The organism is Bradyrhizobium sp. CW1 (assembly GCF_023100665.1).
Taxonomy (GTDB): Bacteria; Pseudomonadota; Alphaproteobacteria; order Rhizobiales; family Xanthobacteraceae; genus Bradyrhizobium; species Bradyrhizobium canariense_D.
Genome location: NZ_CP064684.1, coordinates 6,023,156 through 6,040,152 on the forward strand (window position 1 = coordinate 6,023,156; position 16,997 = coordinate 6,040,152).

General features: G+C 65.8%; 13 protein-coding genes. 7 read left to right on the plus strand and 6 right to left on the minus strand.

Annotation, left to right across the window (positions count from 1 at the left end; all coding sequences use genetic code 11):
* Window positions 1-84: 84 nt before the first annotated feature.
* Window positions 85-3,834, minus strand: coding sequence for a LuxR C-terminal-related transcriptional regulator (locus IVB54_RS29330; protein ID WP_247363615.1), 3,750 nt, complete (start codon window positions 3,832-3,834; stop codon window positions 85-87).
* A 130-nt stretch (window positions 3,835-3,964) separates the two neighbouring features.
* Between IVB54_RS29330 and IVB54_RS29335 the strand changes: the two genes are divergently transcribed.
* A complete protein-coding gene (locus IVB54_RS29335) occupies window positions 3,965-4,294 on the plus strand; it encodes a nuclear transport factor 2 family protein (RefSeq protein ID WP_204514104.1) in 330 nt (109 codons plus the stop codon).
* A 50-nt stretch (window positions 4,295-4,344) separates the two neighbouring features.
* Here IVB54_RS29335 and IVB54_RS29340 read toward each other — a convergent pair whose 3' ends face one another.
* From IVB54_RS29340 to IVB54_RS29360, 5 genes are read right to left on the minus strand one after another with little or no spacing between them, the layout of a single operon-like run.
* Entirely contained in the window at window positions 4,345-5,112 is a 768-nt protein-coding gene (locus tag IVB54_RS29340; RefSeq protein ID WP_018454949.1) for a TSUP family transporter, read from the minus strand.
* Window positions 5,109-6,365: a CCA tRNA nucleotidyltransferase gene (locus IVB54_RS29345; RefSeq protein WP_018454950.1), complete on the minus strand. Its 1,257-nt coding sequence runs from the start codon at window positions 6,363-6,365 to the stop codon at window positions 5,109-5,111. Before IVB54_RS29345 ends, IVB54_RS29340 begins: the two co-directional genes overlap by 4 nt.
* 9 nt (window positions 6,366-6,374) lie before the next feature.
* Window positions 6,375-6,638 carry a DUF6111 family protein gene (locus tag IVB54_RS29350; protein ID WP_018454951.1) on the minus strand — a complete coding sequence of 88 codons (264 nt, stop codon included), beginning with the start codon at window positions 6,636-6,638 and terminating at the stop codon, window positions 6,375-6,377.
* Window positions 6,635-7,306, minus strand: coding sequence for a CoA pyrophosphatase (locus tag IVB54_RS29355; protein ID WP_027568565.1), 672 nt, complete (start codon window positions 7,304-7,306; stop codon window positions 6,635-6,637). Before IVB54_RS29355 ends, IVB54_RS29350 begins: the two co-directional genes overlap by 4 nt.
* A complete protein-coding gene (locus IVB54_RS29360) occupies window positions 7,303-7,914 on the minus strand; it encodes a DUF1285 domain-containing protein (RefSeq protein ID WP_018454953.1) in 612 nt (203 codons plus the stop codon). The genes IVB54_RS29355 and IVB54_RS29360 overlap by 4 nt, the downstream gene beginning before the upstream one ends.
* A 280-nt stretch (window positions 7,915-8,194) precedes the next feature.
* On the opposite strand from IVB54_RS29360, the gene IVB54_RS29365 reads away from it, so the two are divergent.
* From IVB54_RS29365 to IVB54_RS29390, 6 genes are all read left to right on the plus strand, one after another.
* Complete coding sequence (locus IVB54_RS29365) at window positions 8,195-9,193, plus strand: MoxR family ATPase (protein WP_018454954.1); 999 nt, start codon at window positions 8,195-8,197, stop codon at window positions 9,191-9,193.
* Window positions 9,193-10,137 carry a DUF58 domain-containing protein gene (locus tag IVB54_RS29370; RefSeq protein ID WP_247776550.1) on the plus strand — a complete coding sequence of 315 codons (945 nt, stop codon included), beginning with the start codon at window positions 9,193-9,195 and terminating at the stop codon, window positions 10,135-10,137. The genes IVB54_RS29365 and IVB54_RS29370 overlap by 1 nt, the downstream gene beginning before the upstream one ends.
* Window positions 10,134-12,947 carry a DUF4159 domain-containing protein gene (locus IVB54_RS29375; RefSeq protein ID WP_026232848.1) on the plus strand — a complete coding sequence of 938 codons (2,814 nt, stop codon included), beginning with the start codon at window positions 10,134-10,136 and terminating at the stop codon, window positions 12,945-12,947. The genes IVB54_RS29370 and IVB54_RS29375 overlap by 4 nt, the downstream gene beginning before the upstream one ends.
* A 7-nt stretch (window positions 12,948-12,954) precedes the next feature.
* A complete protein-coding gene (locus tag IVB54_RS29380) occupies window positions 12,955-15,018 on the plus strand; it encodes a membrane protein (RefSeq protein ID WP_018454957.1) in 2,064 nt (687 codons plus the stop codon).
* 261 nt (window positions 15,019-15,279) lie between these two features.
* Entirely contained in the window at window positions 15,280-16,293 is a 1,014-nt protein-coding gene (locus IVB54_RS29385) for an alpha/beta hydrolase (RefSeq protein ID WP_026232849.1), read from the plus strand.
* Window positions 16,294-16,514: 221 nt separating this feature from the next.
* Window positions 16,515-16,919: a DUF2946 family protein gene (locus IVB54_RS29390; RefSeq protein ID WP_018454959.1), complete on the plus strand. Its 405-nt coding sequence runs from the start codon at window positions 16,515-16,517 to the stop codon at window positions 16,917-16,919.
* Window positions 16,920-16,997 lie beyond the last annotated feature (78 nt).

Genomic DNA, 16,997 nt, shown 5'->3' on the forward strand with positions numbered 1-16,997 from the left:
CAGGCTGATCCGCCAAAGGCGTCGCGTTCCTGAGCCGTGGCTACGGTGACAGTTGCCATTTTCGGTCAATGACGATGCAGCGGTTCAGATCAGCAAATCATGATGCGCAGGTAGAATCGCTTGGTGCGGGCTGTTGGTGCCGTGATCGTCCGCGTGTCCGTTCAGTGCATGAGGGACGAGCTTGACGTTGAACCCGAGGCCTTCTTCCTGACCGGGCGGAACGTGCGCATCCAGCGGATGATTGAACTCTTTCAGTCCGACTATCTCGACGAAAGCAGAAGGAGCTACGCCGCTATCGAACCGGAATACCGGTCCCTGGTCTGCGCCGCCGGTTTCGAACGCAGCCTTGGCCGCGTGTGCGTCGTCTGCGATTGCTGCAGATTGCGCAGCGTGCTGCGAGTTACCGTGGTCCACGGTGGCTGGTTCTGCTGTCTTCACGGTCCCCGCAGCCTGCGAAGCCGAAGAGGGATGCTCGGCCCCATCGCCGGCGCCGTTGCCCGGTTTGCCTCCATGTTCCGTCGATTCCGTGCTTGCCGCCTTTGCAGATCCTGGCTCCGAAGCGCGTTGCGAGTTGCCGTGGCCCGCGCTGGCGGGCGTTGCGGCGGCCGGATCGATCGCTGCTCCGTCCAGCGGGCTTGCAGCGGCTGAGTGCCCGGATTTTCCGTGTTCCGCGCCGTCTGGTTCTGCCGTTGTCGCTGGTGTTTGCGCGCCTTCGGAAGCCGAAGCGTGATGCTCGCCACCACGGTCGGCGGCGTTGCCCGCTTTGGAGCCAGCTCCAGTCGATTCGCTGGCTGCCGCCTTCGAAGATTCTGGTTCTGAAGCGTGCTGCGCATTGCCGTGACCCGTGCTGGCGGCCGTTGCGGCGCCCGGATCGATCTCGGTTGCGTCTGGTGCGTTTGCAGCGGTTGAGTGCCCGGATTTGCCGTGTTCCGCGCCGTCTGGTTCTGCCTTCTGCGCTGCCCCTCCCTGAGCCTCCGGGTCCTTATCGTGATGCTCGGCGCCATTGCCGACGCCGTTGCCGGGTTTGCCCCCATCTTCCGTCGACCCCGTGCTTGCCGCCTTTGCAGATCCTGGCTCCGATGCGTGCGGCGGGTTGCCGTGGCCTGCACCGGCGGCTATCGCGGCGCCCGGATCGATCTCGCCTGCGTCTGGTGCGTTTGGGGCGGCGGAGTGCCCGGATTTGCCGTGTTCGGCGCCGCCTGGGTCGGCCTTCTTCGCTGGCCCTCCCGGAGCTTCCGAAGCCGAAGCGTGATGCTCGGCGCCATTGCCGACGCCGTGGCCCGCTTTGGAGCCAGCTTCAGTCGATTCGTCGGCTGCCGCCTTTGCAGACCCCGGCTCCGAAGCGTGCTTCGAGTTGCCGTGACCCGCGTCGGCGGCCGTTGCGACGTCCGGATCGGTCTCGGCTGCGTCCGGTGCTTTTGCAGCATTTGAGTGCCCGGCTTTGCCGTGTTCCGCGCCGTCTGGTTCTGCGTTCTTCGCTGACCCTCCTGGAGCGTCCGAGGCCTTATCGTGATGCTCGGCGCCATGGCCGACGCCGTTGCCCGGTTTGGAGCCAGCTTCAGTCGATGGGTCCGAAGCGTGCTGCGAGTTGCCGTGCCCCGCGCTGTCGGCGGTTACGACGCTGGGTTGGCCGATCTCGTTGGGCCCCGTCGACGAAACGCCGTTGCCCGCATTGATCGGACCATTGTTCGATGCGACATTTGCCGCTGCCGGGGCCGTCGCGCTATGAGCAAGCTCGATGGATGATGCGTGAGCCGACGCGGCAGACGCACCATCGCTCTCTTCCGTTGCATCCGCCGACGCGTCGCTGGAGCTTCTGAGCCTCGTCGACGTTCCCAAGCCGGTCCGGGCCGGCCCGAAATGGAAACCCGAGCCGTTGTTGGCCAGAAGGGCCCAGGCTCCAGCCGTCCCGAGCGTGCTCTCGCTCCCCTCGATACTGGTTTGGACATGATCCTTCGTCAGAGCGGCCTCATCGGTTGCGATCGCCGGTATCAGCGCGGCTTCGAGCTGCTCCAAGGTGGTCGCAACAGCCGCGCCATCTGGCTCGGAGCCGACATCCGCCTCCGCAACGGCCACGATCCCCTCGAGATGGATTTCCAGCAGGCCGCGATCGCCGATATCAAGGATATGATCGGTCGCATTCACATAGACGATCGTCTCGTTGCTTGCGGAGTCGTAGACCCAGGCGAGTGTATGTGGCGGTATAGACTTGGTTGCCGCCGTCATGTGCAGCCAGGCAAGCCCTCCGAAAGCCGCAAGATTGATCCTGCCCGGCCCAGATGCGAAATCGAACACGGCGTCGGAAGAGGTCGACTTGAACTGGTTAGACTCGGAGTCAATCGGGGAGCGATAAACAATTTTTCCAACGTCGCCGCCCCCGCCGACACCGGCATCGTGACCAGGGTCCGCGCCAACAAATTTATGGAGATTGTCACCCGCATCGCCCGGGCCCTTTTCGCCCAGAGCGCCTTCAGCGAGGTTGCCGCTTCCAGTGGTCACAGCGGCGAAAGACAGGCGGACATCGTGCGAAAGGAAACCCGGGGCTGAATTGTGGTCATGATTGGCGGCAGCATGGGTGATCGCGGCCAGTTTTGTGGTCGCACTCTCTTCAGTGACGGCCAGGATGCTGTCGATCGACGCTTGACGAAGGTCATGCGCGTGGGCGGCGAGATGGGGATCCTCCAGTGCGTAGATCAACGCACCGGTGAGAATAGCAAAGTTGCCATACCCTCCATGCATCGACATCGCATTGGAAAGAAGCCGCGGGAATTGATGTTCCGGGGCCGGGTCAGCTCCGACCTGTATGTCGTTTGCTCCTCGCAGTAAGGGCACGGGAAGATCGGGCGCGCCCGATCCAGCAGGAGCGTGGTGCGTCCACGCTTTCGCGCCCCCGAATTGCTCGGCCGCGCGTAGCGCTTCCATTGCCGCCGCCGGGTTGGTGATTTGGGCGGCCTTGGCGAACAAGTCTCTCTGAGCCTGCGTGGGCGGCTCGCCGGATTCCCAGACGACGAGGTGCCGGAGAATCCCTTTTTTCCAGGGCTCGTACCCCGCGTGCTCGTCCACGTGGCCGACGCCGTTCTCATCCGGGAAGATGTCGTTCGCTTCCGACGCCTTGAGTTCGTCCGCAATTGCGAGCGCCAGAAATGCCAGGGAGAGCGCGGCCAGGCCGGAGGGCCGTTGCAGCAATGCGATGGTCGCGAGCACAGTTCTGTTGGTGATCTCAAGCTTCTGGAAAATATTGTACAGGTGGACCTTGACCGTCCCGTCGGAAACGTTGAGCTGACGCGCGATCTCCTTGTTCGACATTCCTTCCGCCACGAGTCGTGCGATTTGACGTTCCCGTTGCGTCAACAGCTCCAGCATCCCTTCGACTTTGCTATCGCCGTCCGCCTCCTTGCCGGGTGCGGAGAGATCGGACTTCTCCAGTGCCACGCCGCTCTTCGTCATCAGCCGCAGCGATCGCAGCATCGTGGCGGGAGAGGCATACTTCGAAATTGCGCTGCAGGCGCCGGCTGCGATGGCTGAAGTCAGATCGTGGTCGGTATCGGACTCGGTGAAGAACACCAGGCGCGTGGAGAGCTTCTCCGCCTTCACAATCGCGAGGATCTCGGAGACCGTCAGATCCGGCACCTTGTCGGCAAGAAGCGCGACGTCAGGTGTCAGCTTCCGAATTGCTTCGAGGCAGCTTGTCCGATCGCTGGACGATGCGACAACGTCGAAGTCCGGCTGCGTCCCGAGGACCGACCTCAGTCCCTGCAGAACGATCGGCTGTGGATCGACGATCACGAGCCGGATGGGCTTGAGTATCCCCTGCCTGGCGGACGTGTCCAACATCGACTTTGGCCCTCGGCCCGGTCCCCTATGTCGTTCGCCATATGGCCGTGCCCGGGTGGGATATTAAAATCAAAAAAGGCCTGGCGGTTCCAGAGCCTACCCAGATTTGGACGCGATGCGAGTGAAAAATATGTCCTTTGACCCGATGGCCGTTGCGGTCGACTGGCTTGATGCCTATCGCGCGGGCGATATCGAAGCGATTTTGGAACTTCATGCCGAGGACGCCGTGGTCCACTGCGGCTGCGCCGGCGGCCAAACCATCACCGGCCGCGAAGCACTTCGTGCCTATTGGGTCGATCACCTCCGGAAATATCCGGCAGGCACGTTGGATGATCTCAATCCCTGGCGCAACGACGGCACCATTATCTCGTACCTCACCAGTGCTGGCGTCATGAGTGCACTTTTGGCATTTGACGCCGCCGGCAGGATCAAGGAACTGGACTGCAGTCCCTCACACTAGACCCGCGGCGTGAACCAAACTGGCAGCGGGACAGCGCCACATCCGATTGATTAGATGAGCTGCCTCGCCCCAGCCGAGATCATCACTACGCCGCCGGTGATCACCGCGACGTCGAGGATCGCGGTGTGGATGTGCACCGGCATCCGCTCGACGAAGGCTTTTGCGAGGAACGCGCCGGGGATTGCGATTGCTCCGATCAGCAGCGCAAAGGCGAGCACCTGTGCGGTCACGGCGCCGGCGAGGCCGAACACCGAGATCTTGATGAGGCCGGTGCCGAGCGAGATCATGGCATCGGTCGCGATCACGGCCGCGCCTTCCAGGCCCGCGGCCATCAGCAGCGACAGCAGGATCACGCCGGAGCCGGAGGTGCCGCCGACCAGCACGCCATAGCCGACCGAGCCGGCCGCAAGCCCAGTGTCGCCGATCTTGACCTGGCGGCGGCGGAGCACACGGCGCAGCGGCACGCTCAGGATCAGCATGGAGCCGATCACCAGCGCCGCGCCCGCATTGGTCAGCCGTGTGTAGCCGTAGGCACCAAGCGCTGCCGTCAGTGCCGCACAGGCCAGCACGATCAGCGCGCGGCGGCGATCGGCATAGCGGAGATAGGCGAGCGCGCGGCTGGAATTGGTGAAGATCGCGGAGATCGCGATGATCGGCACCACCGGTTCGGCGCCGACGAGAGGCACCAGCACCAGCGGCATCAAGGCGCCGGTGCCGTAGCCGGCGAGACCACCGATAATCGAAGCAAACAACGCCATCAACGCGACCAGCAGGAGCTGAAAGATCGAGATGTCGGCGAAGCCTGAGACGATGGTCACGTTCTCTCATCGCGGCTGACGCGTGCCGCAGCTTGATCGGCGATGGAAGCGAGTGCGGCTTCCTCTAGGGGAAAATCCGCCGCAAGCCAAGCGTCCTCCGCGAGCGTCAACACATGTCCGAGCGAGGGTCCTTCCGCCATGCCGCGCGCGATGAAGTCGGCGGCGCGAAGCGGAAATTTCGGCGCAGTCCAGCGCTGCGGCAGCTCGGCGAGCGCACGCCATCGCGACGAGCCGACGTCACCGCCGGCTCTCGCCCAGCCCAGCAACACGCGATCGTGATAGCGATCCGCACCGAGCCGGTAGAGCAGCCGCCGCGCATCGGCTTCGTCCTTGGTGGCCAAGCGCCACCAGCGGTGCCCCATCGAATCCAGCGCCTTGGTTTCCGCATTGGAGAGCCTCAGGCGCGTGGCGACGCGCTTGGCGTCTTCAGTCACCGCGATCGCCAGCGCGGCGAGGCGCCGCGTGCTGCTTGCGGTGAGGCCGAGCTCGCGCTCGATCACGATCATCGCCGCGAGCGGTCCGGTGTAGACCACGCCGCCGGTCAGCGCCTGCAGCAATCCGCCATCGGCCATCGCAAGCGCGGCGGCGGACGCGCCGGGAGCGACCAGAAGCTTCAGCGTCTCCATGCGCAGCCGCTCGGCCGAGAGGCTCGCGAGGCCGGCGCGTCCCCGGATGCAGGCGAGATAGCCGTCGCGGTCGGGATCGCCGGCGCCGAAGGCGGCGTGGATGCGGAAGAAGCGCAGGATGCGCAGGAAATCCTCGGCGATGCGCTGGTCGGGATCACCGATGAAGCGCACGCGCCGCGCGGCCGCATCCGCGATGCCTCCGACGTAATCGCGGACGACGCCGTCGGCATCGACCGAGAGCCCGTTCATCGTGAAGTCGCGGCGCTCGGCGTCCTTCACCCAGTCGCGGCCGAACGCGACCTTGGCCTTGCGGCCGAAGGTCTCGGTATCCTCGCGCAACGTCGTGACTTCGTAAGGTTGCCCGTCGATGACGAGGGTGACGGTGCCGTGGTCGATGCCGGTCGGCACAGCCTTGATGCCGGCAGCTTTGGCGCGCCGCATCACCTCGTGCGGGAGCGCCGTGGTCGCGATGTCGATGTCGCCGGGGACGAGGCCGAGCAGCGCGTTGCGCACGGCGCCGCCGACAACCCGCGCCTCCTCGCCATCCGCATTGAGCAATTGCAGGACGCGCGCGGTGCCACCCGAAATCAGCCAGGGCGCATCGGCGAGCATGGGCACCGCGCTCATCGGCCGGCCCTATCTTTCCACGCCCGGCACGAGCTTGCCGTTCTCGACATGGGCGGGGACATAGGTCGAATCCGGTGCGGCGCCGGAGAAATGCGCAAAGCCGATCAGCCCGGCGATCACCAGCACGAGCGCCGCCAGCATGAGACGCGCGACGATGGTGATCGGCCAGGACGATTGCACGAACAGGCCGGAACGCGTGGCGGCCAGGAACAGCGCATAGACGGCAAAGGGAACGAGGAAGATTCCGATCTCGGTCAGGATCGGCCGAATCATGACGAATAGATCCGCTCATAGAGCACACGGAGCATGCCGGCCGTCGCGCCCCAGATGTAGCGTTCGGCAAACGGCATCGCGTAGTAGGACCGCTCCATGCCGCGGAATTCCTTGCTGTGCACCTGGTGGTTGGCCGGGTTCATCAGGAAGGATAGCGGCACTTCGAACGCATCATCAACCTCGGAATGGTTGATCGTCAGCTCAAAGCCCGGGCGCACCCTGGCCACCGTCGGCAGGATGCGGAAGCCGAAGCCGGTGCCGTAGAGATCGAGATAGCCGATCGGCTCGACGAAGTCGCGCGACAGCCCGACCTCCTCCTCGGCCTCGCGCAGCGCCGCATCGAGCGGCGAGCGGTCGGTTGCGTCGATCTTGCCGCCGGGGAATGCGATCTGGCCGGCATGGTCGTTCAGATGCGCCGAACGCTGCGTCAGCAGAATGGTCGGCTCGGGATGATCGACCACCGCGATCAAGACCGCCGCCGGCCGCACCGGCTGCTCGCGCGCGATGATCTCGAGCATCTTGTCGGTGCCGGGATCGCCCGAGGCCGGAATGATGTTGGGATCGTAGAGGCCGGGCGGAACGTCGAAGCCGAGCCGCGCGGCGGAGCGGGCGAAGAAATCCGCCGCACCGATCACGGCGGGATCGTTCCTGGAGATAGGCTTGTTCAAAGCGCGGCCCTCACCTGCTCCGCATCGGCCATGGCGAAGAACTCGCCGGCCGACTCGACACCGAACATCGGCTGGCCATCGACCATCCGCTCCTCACCCATGTCAACCAGATCGTAATAGAGCGCGCGGGTGACCTTGGCCCAGAGCTCGGCGCGGATATGCAGATAGGGCGTCAGCCCGCCGTCCTTGGCCTGCTCGAAGCGCAGCCGGTGCGCCGCATCGCAGGTGACCCAGTCGTCGACATTGGTGCGGAAGCGGAGCACGCGATGGTTGGCATCGCCGTCCTTCTGCATCTCGACCGCCATGAACGGCGCGTCGTCGACGCGAATGCCGACCTTCTCCACCGGCGTGACGAGGAAATGCTTGTCGCCTTCGCGCTTGAGGATGGTCGAGAACAGGCGAACCAAGGCATGACGGCCGATTGGCGTCCCCAAATAGAACCAAGTACCATCTGACGCGATTCGAATGTCGAGATCGCCGCAAAACGGCGGATTCCACAAATGCACCGGAGGCAGGCCCTTTTTGGCGCCTTCGGCATCGGCAGCAGTTTTGGCAGCGGCAGTCAGCCCCTCAAGACCGCGATCGGCGCTCTGCCCTTGGTTCGCCATGGTTTGCCCTGACTTTGTCATTTGGCACGATCGGTCATTTGGCACGATTGGTGCAGGTTTACGTTGTATCCGGGTACTCGGTTCCACCCCGCATTCGTCCGGTGTGGAGGTCGCCACTTCGTGATGCCCTACATATCCCTAAGCCGATAAGGTGGGGATAGGTTAATTCAACGAATACATGGCCTTCCTGCAAGTCTAGCATAGGGCCCACGTCTTGAGTTGAGGACGTGATGACATGACGACGCAAGCGAGCTGCATGGCAGGCTGAAGGAGCTAACGGATGGCGGAGAGTGTCGAGAAGCTCGAAGACGGGATAGTCCGTTCGGCCGAGCAGGTGTCGAGCCAGATTCGCGCGGCAAAGGATGCGATCGCGTCCGTCATCTTCGGCCAGGATCGCGTGATCGAGAACACGCTGGTCACCATCCTCTCCGGCGGCCATGCGCTGTTGATCGGTGTCCCCGGTCTGGCCAAGACCAAGCTGGTCGAGACGCTCGGCATCACCCTCGGCCTCGATGCCAAGCGCATCCAGTTCACGCCCGATCTGATGCCGTCGGACATTCTCGGCGCCGAAGTGCTGGACGAGAGCACCTCCGGCAAGCGTGCCTTCCGCTTCATCTCCGGCCCCGTGTTCGCGCAACTGCTGATGGCCGACGAGATCAACCGCGCCAGCCCGCGCACGCAGTCGGCGCTGCTGCAGGCGATGCAGGAGCAGCACATCACCGTTGCCGGCGCGCGTCACGATCTGCCGAAGCCGTTCCACGTGCTCGCCACGCAAAACCCGCTGGAGCAGGAAGGCACCTATCCGCTGCCTGAAGCCCAGCTCGACCGTTTCCTGATGGAGATCGACGTCGACTATCCCGACCGCGACGCCGAGCGCCGCATCCTGTTCGAGACCACCGGCGCCGACGAGACGCTGGCGAAGGGCTCGATGACACCTGATGCACTCATCACCGCGCAGCGACTGATCCGGCGCCTGCCGGTCGGCGATTCCGTGGTCGAGGCGATCCTGTCGCTGGTGCGCTCGGCCCGTCCGGGTCCGGACGGCGGCGACACCAGCAAGTTCATCGCCTGGGGACCGGGCCCGCGCGCCAGCCAATCGCTGATGCTCGCGGTGCGCGCTCGCGCGCTGATCGACGGCCGCCTCGCGCCCTCAATCGACGACGTGCTCGACCTCGCCGAGCCCGTGCTGAAGCACCGCATGGCGCTGACGTTCCAGGCGCGCGCCGAAGGCCGCACGATTCCGGACGTGATCCGGCAATTGAAGACACGGATCGGTTGATGGCGGCGGAGAACGGGCACACAGCAAAGGAGGTCATCGCGATCCGACGTGCCGATGGCGAAAGCCGCACGCTCGCCGCTTCGCTGCCGCGCCTGGTGCTCGAGGCCCGCCGTATCGCCGCCAACGTCATCCACGGCCTGCACGGCCGCCGCCGCGCCGGCTCCGGCGAAAATTTCTGGCAATACCGCCGTTTCGTCTCCGGCGAACCGTCGCAGAATGTCGACTGGCGGCGCTCGGCGCGCGACGATCTCCTCTATGTCCGCGAGCTCGAATGGGAAGCCTCGCATACGGTCTGGATCTGGCCCGATCGTTCGCCCTCGATGGCGTTCGCGTCAAAGCAGGCGCGTGAATCCAAGCTCGAGCGGACGCTGATCGTCGCCTTCGCGCTGGCCGAGCTGCTGGTCTCCGGCGGCGAGCGCGTCGGCATCCCCGGTTTGATGGCACCGACCGCCAGCCGCAGCGTCATCGACAAGATGGCGCAGGCGATGCTGCATGACGATGCCGACCGCTTGAGCCTGCCGCCCTCCTTTGTGCCCGCGGCGCTGGCCGAGACGATCGTGCTGTCGGACTTCTGGTCGCCGCTCTCCGAGATCAGGACCACGCTCGCCGGCCTGTCCGGCTCCGGCGCGCATGGCACGCTGGTGCAGGTCGTCGATCCCGCCGAGGAATCATTCCCCTATTCCGGCCGCGTCGAGTTCGTCGAGCCCGAGGGGTTCGGCGTGATCACCGCCGGCCGCGCCGAGAGCTGGGCGCAGGATTACACCGCCCGGCTCGCGCTGCACCGCGATCAGATCCGCGCCGAGACCAACAAGCTCGACTGGCTGTTCACGACGCATGCGACCGACCGCTGGGCCGCCGAGCTCTTGCTGTTCCTGCATGCCGGCATGCAGGTGAGCAAATCGGGCGCGCGCACCACAACGATCAAGGCGGGGCCGGCAGCATGATGGGACTGCCGCTCGCCTTCACCGAACCGCTGCTCCTGATCGGCCTCGTCAGCCTGCCGGTGCTGTGGTGGCTGTTGCGCGTGATGCCGCCGCGGCCGCGCCGGATCGAGTTTCCGCCGACGCGCCTGCTGTTCGACATCGCACCGCGCGAAGAGACCCCGTCGCGAACGCCGTGGTGGTTGACCGCATTGCGGCTGCTGGCTGCGGCACTGGTCATTTTCGCCGCCGCCGGTCCGATCTGGAATCCGCAAACAGGCGCGGCCGCCAGCAAGGCGCCGCTGATGATCATGTTCGACGACGGCTGGAGCGCGGCCTCGAACTGGGACATCCGGATCAGGGCCGCCGACGAATTGATCGCCAGTGCCGAGAACGACCGCCGTGCGATCGCGCTGGTGCCGCTGTCCGAGCCGAACCGCGATATCACCCTGATGCCGGCGGGCGCCGCGCGCGTCGCGCTGCGGCAGCTGACGCCAAAGCCGTATTCGATCGAGCGCGTCGAGACCCTGACCGCAATCGATCGCTTCCTGAAGGCGACCGGCGACTGCGAGATCGTCTGGCTCTCCGACAGCGTCGATACCGGTCGCGGCGAGGAATTCGTGGCGGGCCTCGGCAAGACCATCGGCGATCGCAGCCTGACCGTGTTCGAAGGCGGCACCTCCTCAGCCCTAGCCCTGGTCGCGGCCGAGAACGCCGCAGCCAGGATGACGGTGAAGGTGCTGCGCACCGACGGCGGCATCGCCATCGGCACCGTGCGCGCGCTGGACCAGAAGGCCTCGCCGATCGGCGAGGCGCGTTATTCGTTCGGCCCGCAGGACAAGGAAACCGAAGCGTCGTTCGATCTGCCGGTCGAGCTGCGCAACGACATCACGCGGCTGGAAATTGCCGGTGAGCGCTCCGCCGGCGCAGTGCAGCTGCTCGACAAGCGCTGGCGCCGCCGCGCCATCGGCATCGTCTCGGGCTCGACCAGCGAGACCGCGCAGCCGCTGCTGGCGCCGACCTTCTATCTCACCCGTGCGCTGGCGCCGTTCGCCGACGTGCGGCTTGCCGACAAGGGCTCGCCGCAGCAGGGCATCACGCAGTTCCTCGATCAGAAGCTGCCGATGATCATCCTTGCCGATGTCGGCACCATCGCCCCTGAAATCCGCGAGCGTCTCAATGCCTGGATCGACCAGGGCGGCGTGCTGGTGCGGTTCGCCGGTCCGCGGCTGGCGCAGGCCGAGGACGATCTCGTCCCGGTCAAGCTGCGCAAGGGCGGCCGGACGCTCGGCGGCAGCCTGACCTGGGAAAAGCCGCAACATCTTGCCTCCTTTGCCGCCGATGGTCCGTTTGCCGGCGTCGTGGTCCCCAAGGACGTCACCATAAGCCGCCAGGTGCTGGCCGAGCCCGACGCCGTGCTCGCCACCAAAAGCTGGGCGTCGCTGGAAGACGGCACGCCGCTGGTAACAGGCGAGCATCGCGGCAAGGGCGTCGTCAGCCTGTTCCACGTCAGCGCCGACATGCGCTGGTCGGATCTGCCGATGTCGGGGACCTTTGTCGAAATCCTGCGACGTGTCGTCGACATGTCCGGCTATACCGCCAAGCCGGGCCCAGGCGTTGCCACTGAGGCGAGCGCCGAAACGGTGGCGCCGTTGCACATCCTCGATGGCTTTGGCGCCTTCGGCCCGCCGCCGGCCGCCGCAAAGCCGCTGCCCGCGGATTATCGCGACCGCGCCACACCCGATCATCCGCCGGGCTTCTATGGTCCGGCAGAAGGACCGCTCGCCGTGAACACGCTTGCCAGCGCCGACCGTATCGCAGCCCTGAACACCGCGAGCCTGCGCGCCCGGCATGCCACCTACACCAACGCCGAGCCGCAGGACTTGCGCGGTTGGCTGCTATCGACGGCGCTCGCGCTGTTCCTGATCGACGCCATCATCGTCGCGGTACTCGGCGGCGGCCTTGCCGCGCTGGTGCGCCGCCGCGCCGCGCCCGCGATGATCGTCTTTGGGCTGGTGCTCGCAGGTCTCGCCTCGTTCGTGCCGACGCCGTCGCATGCGGACAGCGCGCCCGACGAGTTCGCGATGAAGGCGGTGTCGCAGACCCGCCTCGCCTATGTCGTGACCGGCAATGCCGACGTCGATTCCATCGTCAGGGCCGGGCTATCCGGACTGACGCTGTTCCTGGCGCAGCGCACCGCGCTCGAGGCCGGCGATCCCGTCGGCATCGACCCGGCGCGCGACGAACTCGCTTTCTTCCCGCTGATCTACTGGCCGATCGTGCCGGGCGCGCCCAAGCCGTCGCGGGACGCCATCAACAAGATCGACGCCTATATGAAGCAGGGCGGCACCGTGCTGTTCGACACCCGCGACGCGGTCGAAGCGCCACCCGGCGCGAACGGCGCCGCGCAGACCCCGGCCATGCAGACGCTCCGCGAGATCCTGTCCTCGCTCGACGTGCCCGAGCTGGAGCCGGTGCCGCGGGAGCACGTGCTGACCAAGACCTTCTATCTGTTGCGCGACTTCCCCGGCCGCTTCAGCACCGGCCAGACCTGGGTCGAGACCTTGCCGCGCGAAGACGACGAGGACAGCGCGCAGCGGCCGGCACGCGGCGGCGACGGCGTCTCGCCGATCATCATCACCTCGAACGACCTGGCCGGCGCCTGGGCCGTGCGGCCCGACGGCCAGTCCATGCTGCCGGTGATCGGCGCCGACCCCCGCCAGCGCGAATTCGCCTACCGCGCCGGCGCCAACATCGTGATGTACACGCTGACCGGCAACTACAAGGCCGACCAGGTGCACGCACCGGCCCTGATCGAACGGCTGGGGCAGTAGGATCGATATGAATTACGGCATCGCATTCACGCCGCTTGTTCCCACGATCGTCCTGTGGCTCGCGCTGGCCGCGATCGCCGTCATCGCGCTCGTGCTGCTGCTGGCGCGGGCGCGCGGCGCTGCCGTGCGCGTGGCCGCGCTGGCGCTGTTCCTGCTGGCGCTCGCCAATCCCTCCTTTACCCGCGAGGACCGCGATCCCCTCACCTCGGTCGCCGCAATCGTCGTCGACAAGAGCCCGAGCCAGAATTTCGGCAATCGCAATCGCGAGGCCGCAACGGCGCAGGAAGCGCTGGTCGACAGCCTGAAGAAGATCAAGGGGCTCGAGGTCCGCGTCGTCGATGCCGGACAGGCTGACGGCGAGACCGACGGCACCAAGCTGTTCGGGGCGCTGGCCTCGGCCTTGTCGGACGTGCCGGTCGACCGCGTCGCCGGTGCGTTCCTGATCACCGACGGCCGCGTCCACGACATTCCGGCCAACGCCGCCGGGCTCGGCTTCCAGGCGCCGGTGCATGCGCTGATCACGGGGCAGAAGGACGAGCGCGACCGCCGTATTGCGGTCATCGCCGCGCCGCGCTTCGGTATCGTCGGGCAGCCCCAGACCATCACCTACCGCCTCGACGACCAGGGCGTCAGCGGCGAGCGCGCCAAGGTTACGGTCCGCAGAGACGGCGAGGTCATCAACGAGCGCACGCTTTCGAGCGGCCAGAGCGCAAGCGTCGACGTCGACATCAAGCATTCCGGGCCGAACATCGTCGAGATCGAGGCCTCGCCGCTCGAGCGGGAATTGACGCCGGTGAACAACCGCGCCGTCGTCGCCATCGACGGTGTGCGCGACAAGCTGCGCGTGCTGCTGGTCTCGGGCGAGCCGCATTCCGGCGAGCGCACCTGGCGCAATCTGCTCAAATCCGATGCCAGCGTCGATCTCGTCCACTTCACCATTCTACGGCCGCCGGAGAAGCAGGACGGTACGCCGATCAACGAATTGTCGCTGATCGCGTTTCCGACCCGGGAGCTGTTCCAGCAGAAGATCAACGAATTCCAGCTGATCATCTTCGACCGCTATGCCCGCCAGGGCGTGCTGCCGATCGCTTATTTCGACAACATCGCACGCTACGTGCGTTCCGGCGGCGCGGTGCTGGTCTCGGCCGGCCCCGACTACGCCTCCAACACCAGCATCTGGCGCACGCCGCTGGATTCGGTGCTGCCCGCCGAACCGGTCGGGGTGACGGAAAAGCCGTTCTACGCGCATCTGTCCGACGTCGGCAAACGCCATCCCGTCACGCGTGGCCTCGAGGGCTCCGCCTCCGAGCCGCCGCGCTGGAGCAGGTTCTTCCGCACCGTCGATACCCGCAATGCGGTCAACCCGCCCGTCATGACGGGCGTCGACGGCAAGCCGCTGCTGTTCCTGTCGCGTTTCGGCGAGGGCCGCGTCGCGCTGCTGCTCTCCGACCACATCTGGCTGTGGGCGCGCGGCTATGAAGGCGGCGGTCCGCATCTCGACCTGTTGCGGCGGATGTCGCACTGGCTGATGAAGCAGCCTGATCTGGACGAGGAAGCGTTGCGCCTGCAGGTGCAGGGCAAGAATCTCGTGGTGGTGCGCCAGACCATGGCGGACAGCGTCCAGCCGGTGAGTGTGACCTCGCCGTCGGGCGTGTCGCGCGACCTGACGCTTGCAGCCGGAGATCCCGGCGAATGGCGCGCCAGCCTGCCGGCGAGCGAGCTCGGGCTGTGGCAGGCCACCGACGGCACGCTGAAGGCGCTGATCAATGTCGGCCCGACCAATCCGAAGGAGTTTTCGGAAGTCACCTCCACCACCGAAACGTTGAAGCCGCTGACCCAGGCGACCGGCGGTGACGCCGTGCGCGTGGTCGACGGCGCCAGCGTCGAGCTGCCGCGCATTCTGCCGGTCCGCTCGGCGAGCGTCTTCCATGGCGACGGCTGGATGGGCGTGCGGATGCGCGACGCCAGCGTGGTGAAGGGCGTCGGCGTGCTGCCGATCTTCGCCGGCCTGATCGGGCTGTTGCTGCTGCTCGGCGCGTTTGCTGCGACGTGGATGCGCGAGGGGCGCTAGGCGGCTTACGCGCGTCCCTTCGCTTCCCGTTAGTCGGATAAATCCCATCGTCACTTCTTCGCCGGAAGCTCCATAACGCCTTCGACCCCGAACTCGGTCGCATGTAGCACGTTGTGAAATCTGGAGGCGGTTCTTCCTCGACCCTGGGCAGGCGTGTCCCTGTCCAGGCATCGCCCGCAGCGGACAAGAGCAGTTCTGAACGCAGCCCTTCGCAGCACTTAAACAGTGCGAGCGTTCGATGAGAAGCGGAGTTACTCGACCATGACAGACCCACTTCACCAGCGCACGTTCAGCTCGCCTCGTCAGACAACGCGCTATATCGAGTGCGGGCCGGTCGACAGACCGTTGATGATTTTCGTCCATGGCTGGCCGAGCATCAGTTTGATGTGGCGCGCGCAGATGGAAGCGTTTGCCGCCGACGGTTGGCACTGCGTCGCTCCCGATCTGCGCGGCTACGGCGGCTCTTCCACGCCTGCAGCCAACGACGCCTATACCATCGAGGAAATCGTGACGGACATGGCCGAACTCCATGATCACCTGGGCGGCAAGCCTGCGATCTGGGTTGGCCACGACTGGGGCTGTGTTGTGGTCGGTGAGTTGGTCGCGCATCAGCCAAAGCGCAGCCGCGGAGTCGTGCTGACCTCGCTGGCATATCAACCCGACGGGCACGCCCTGCGCACAGTCGTCCCGCTGGTCGACCGGACGATTTATCCGGTCGACCAATATCCGGATGGCCAATGGGATTACTACCGTTACTACAACACGCACTTCGAGGCGGCAGTCGCCGACCTCGATGCAGACTTGGCAGCATCGCTGGCGTCGATCTTTCGGCCAGGCGACCCCGCCGGCATCGGCAAGGTTTCGCCGAATGCGATGGTCACGCGCAATGGAGGGCGCTTTGGCGCCGCGCACCGCGCTCCGCCGACTGAGCCCGATTCGGCTCTCTGGCCGCCGGCGGACTTCGACGTGCTGGTGCAGACGTTCAAGGCTCATGGCTTCCGCCCATCCTGCGCGTGGTACATGAACGACGACGCCAACATCGCCTATGCGCGCAAGGCACTCAATGGCGGCCGCCTGTCGCAGCCGGTGCTGTTCGTTAACGGCGACTTTGATCAGATCTGCAGCATCACCGGAAATCGCCAAGGTGACCCGATGCGCGCCACCTGCCCGGACCTGACCGTAACGAGCATGCCCGCAGGGCATTGGCTGCCGCTGGAGCGCAAGGCAGAACACATCGAGGCCATCCGCACCTGGCTCCGGAGCAAAAAGCTCTGATGCCACCTGCTCGCGCTGACACTGAGTCCAATCGCCGTCCGCGTAAGCCGTTTGACAGGTCCTCAGCCTAGGCTTTCAGTTGCCTGCACGACACGGCAAGGAGCCGGCCCGCTCGGGTCGGCTCGACAGCGGTTGACATCCGCTGACGGATTGCGCGATGTTACATTATAACATCGCGGGATCAGGGGATGATACCTCGCGATGTGGGGTGGCGTTTCCAGATGAAGTGGTTCCGGTCGAATATCAGGCACGGCGCCCGGCTCGCGATCTTCGCGATGCTGGTGCAGTTCGCGCTGACGTTCGGCCACAGCCATTGGTTCGCCCAGGCGGCTCCCCTCGCCCAGTCCTCGCTGCAGCAGACCGACGGCGCCCAAGCTCCCGCTTCGATCGACCGTTCCGCGGTCGAGAGGCAATCGCCATTGGCTCCCGACAGGGAGCAACCGGGCGAGGACAATTGCGCGATCTGCGCATTGGTCGCGATGGCGGGCACCGTCTTGTTCGCGGCGCCGCCTGTGTTGCTGCTGCCGCAGGCGATCGACCTGCTCTACCGCACCACCGACGCCGAATTCGTCCACCTGAAATCGGCCGGTACGGCATTCCAGCCCCGCGCCCCTCCCGCGTCCTGACTTCCACAACGCTTGATCACGCCCGGGCTCGCCGCTTTCAGGCGCATTCCCGGGAGCAGCTGAAGTCGAATTCCGTCG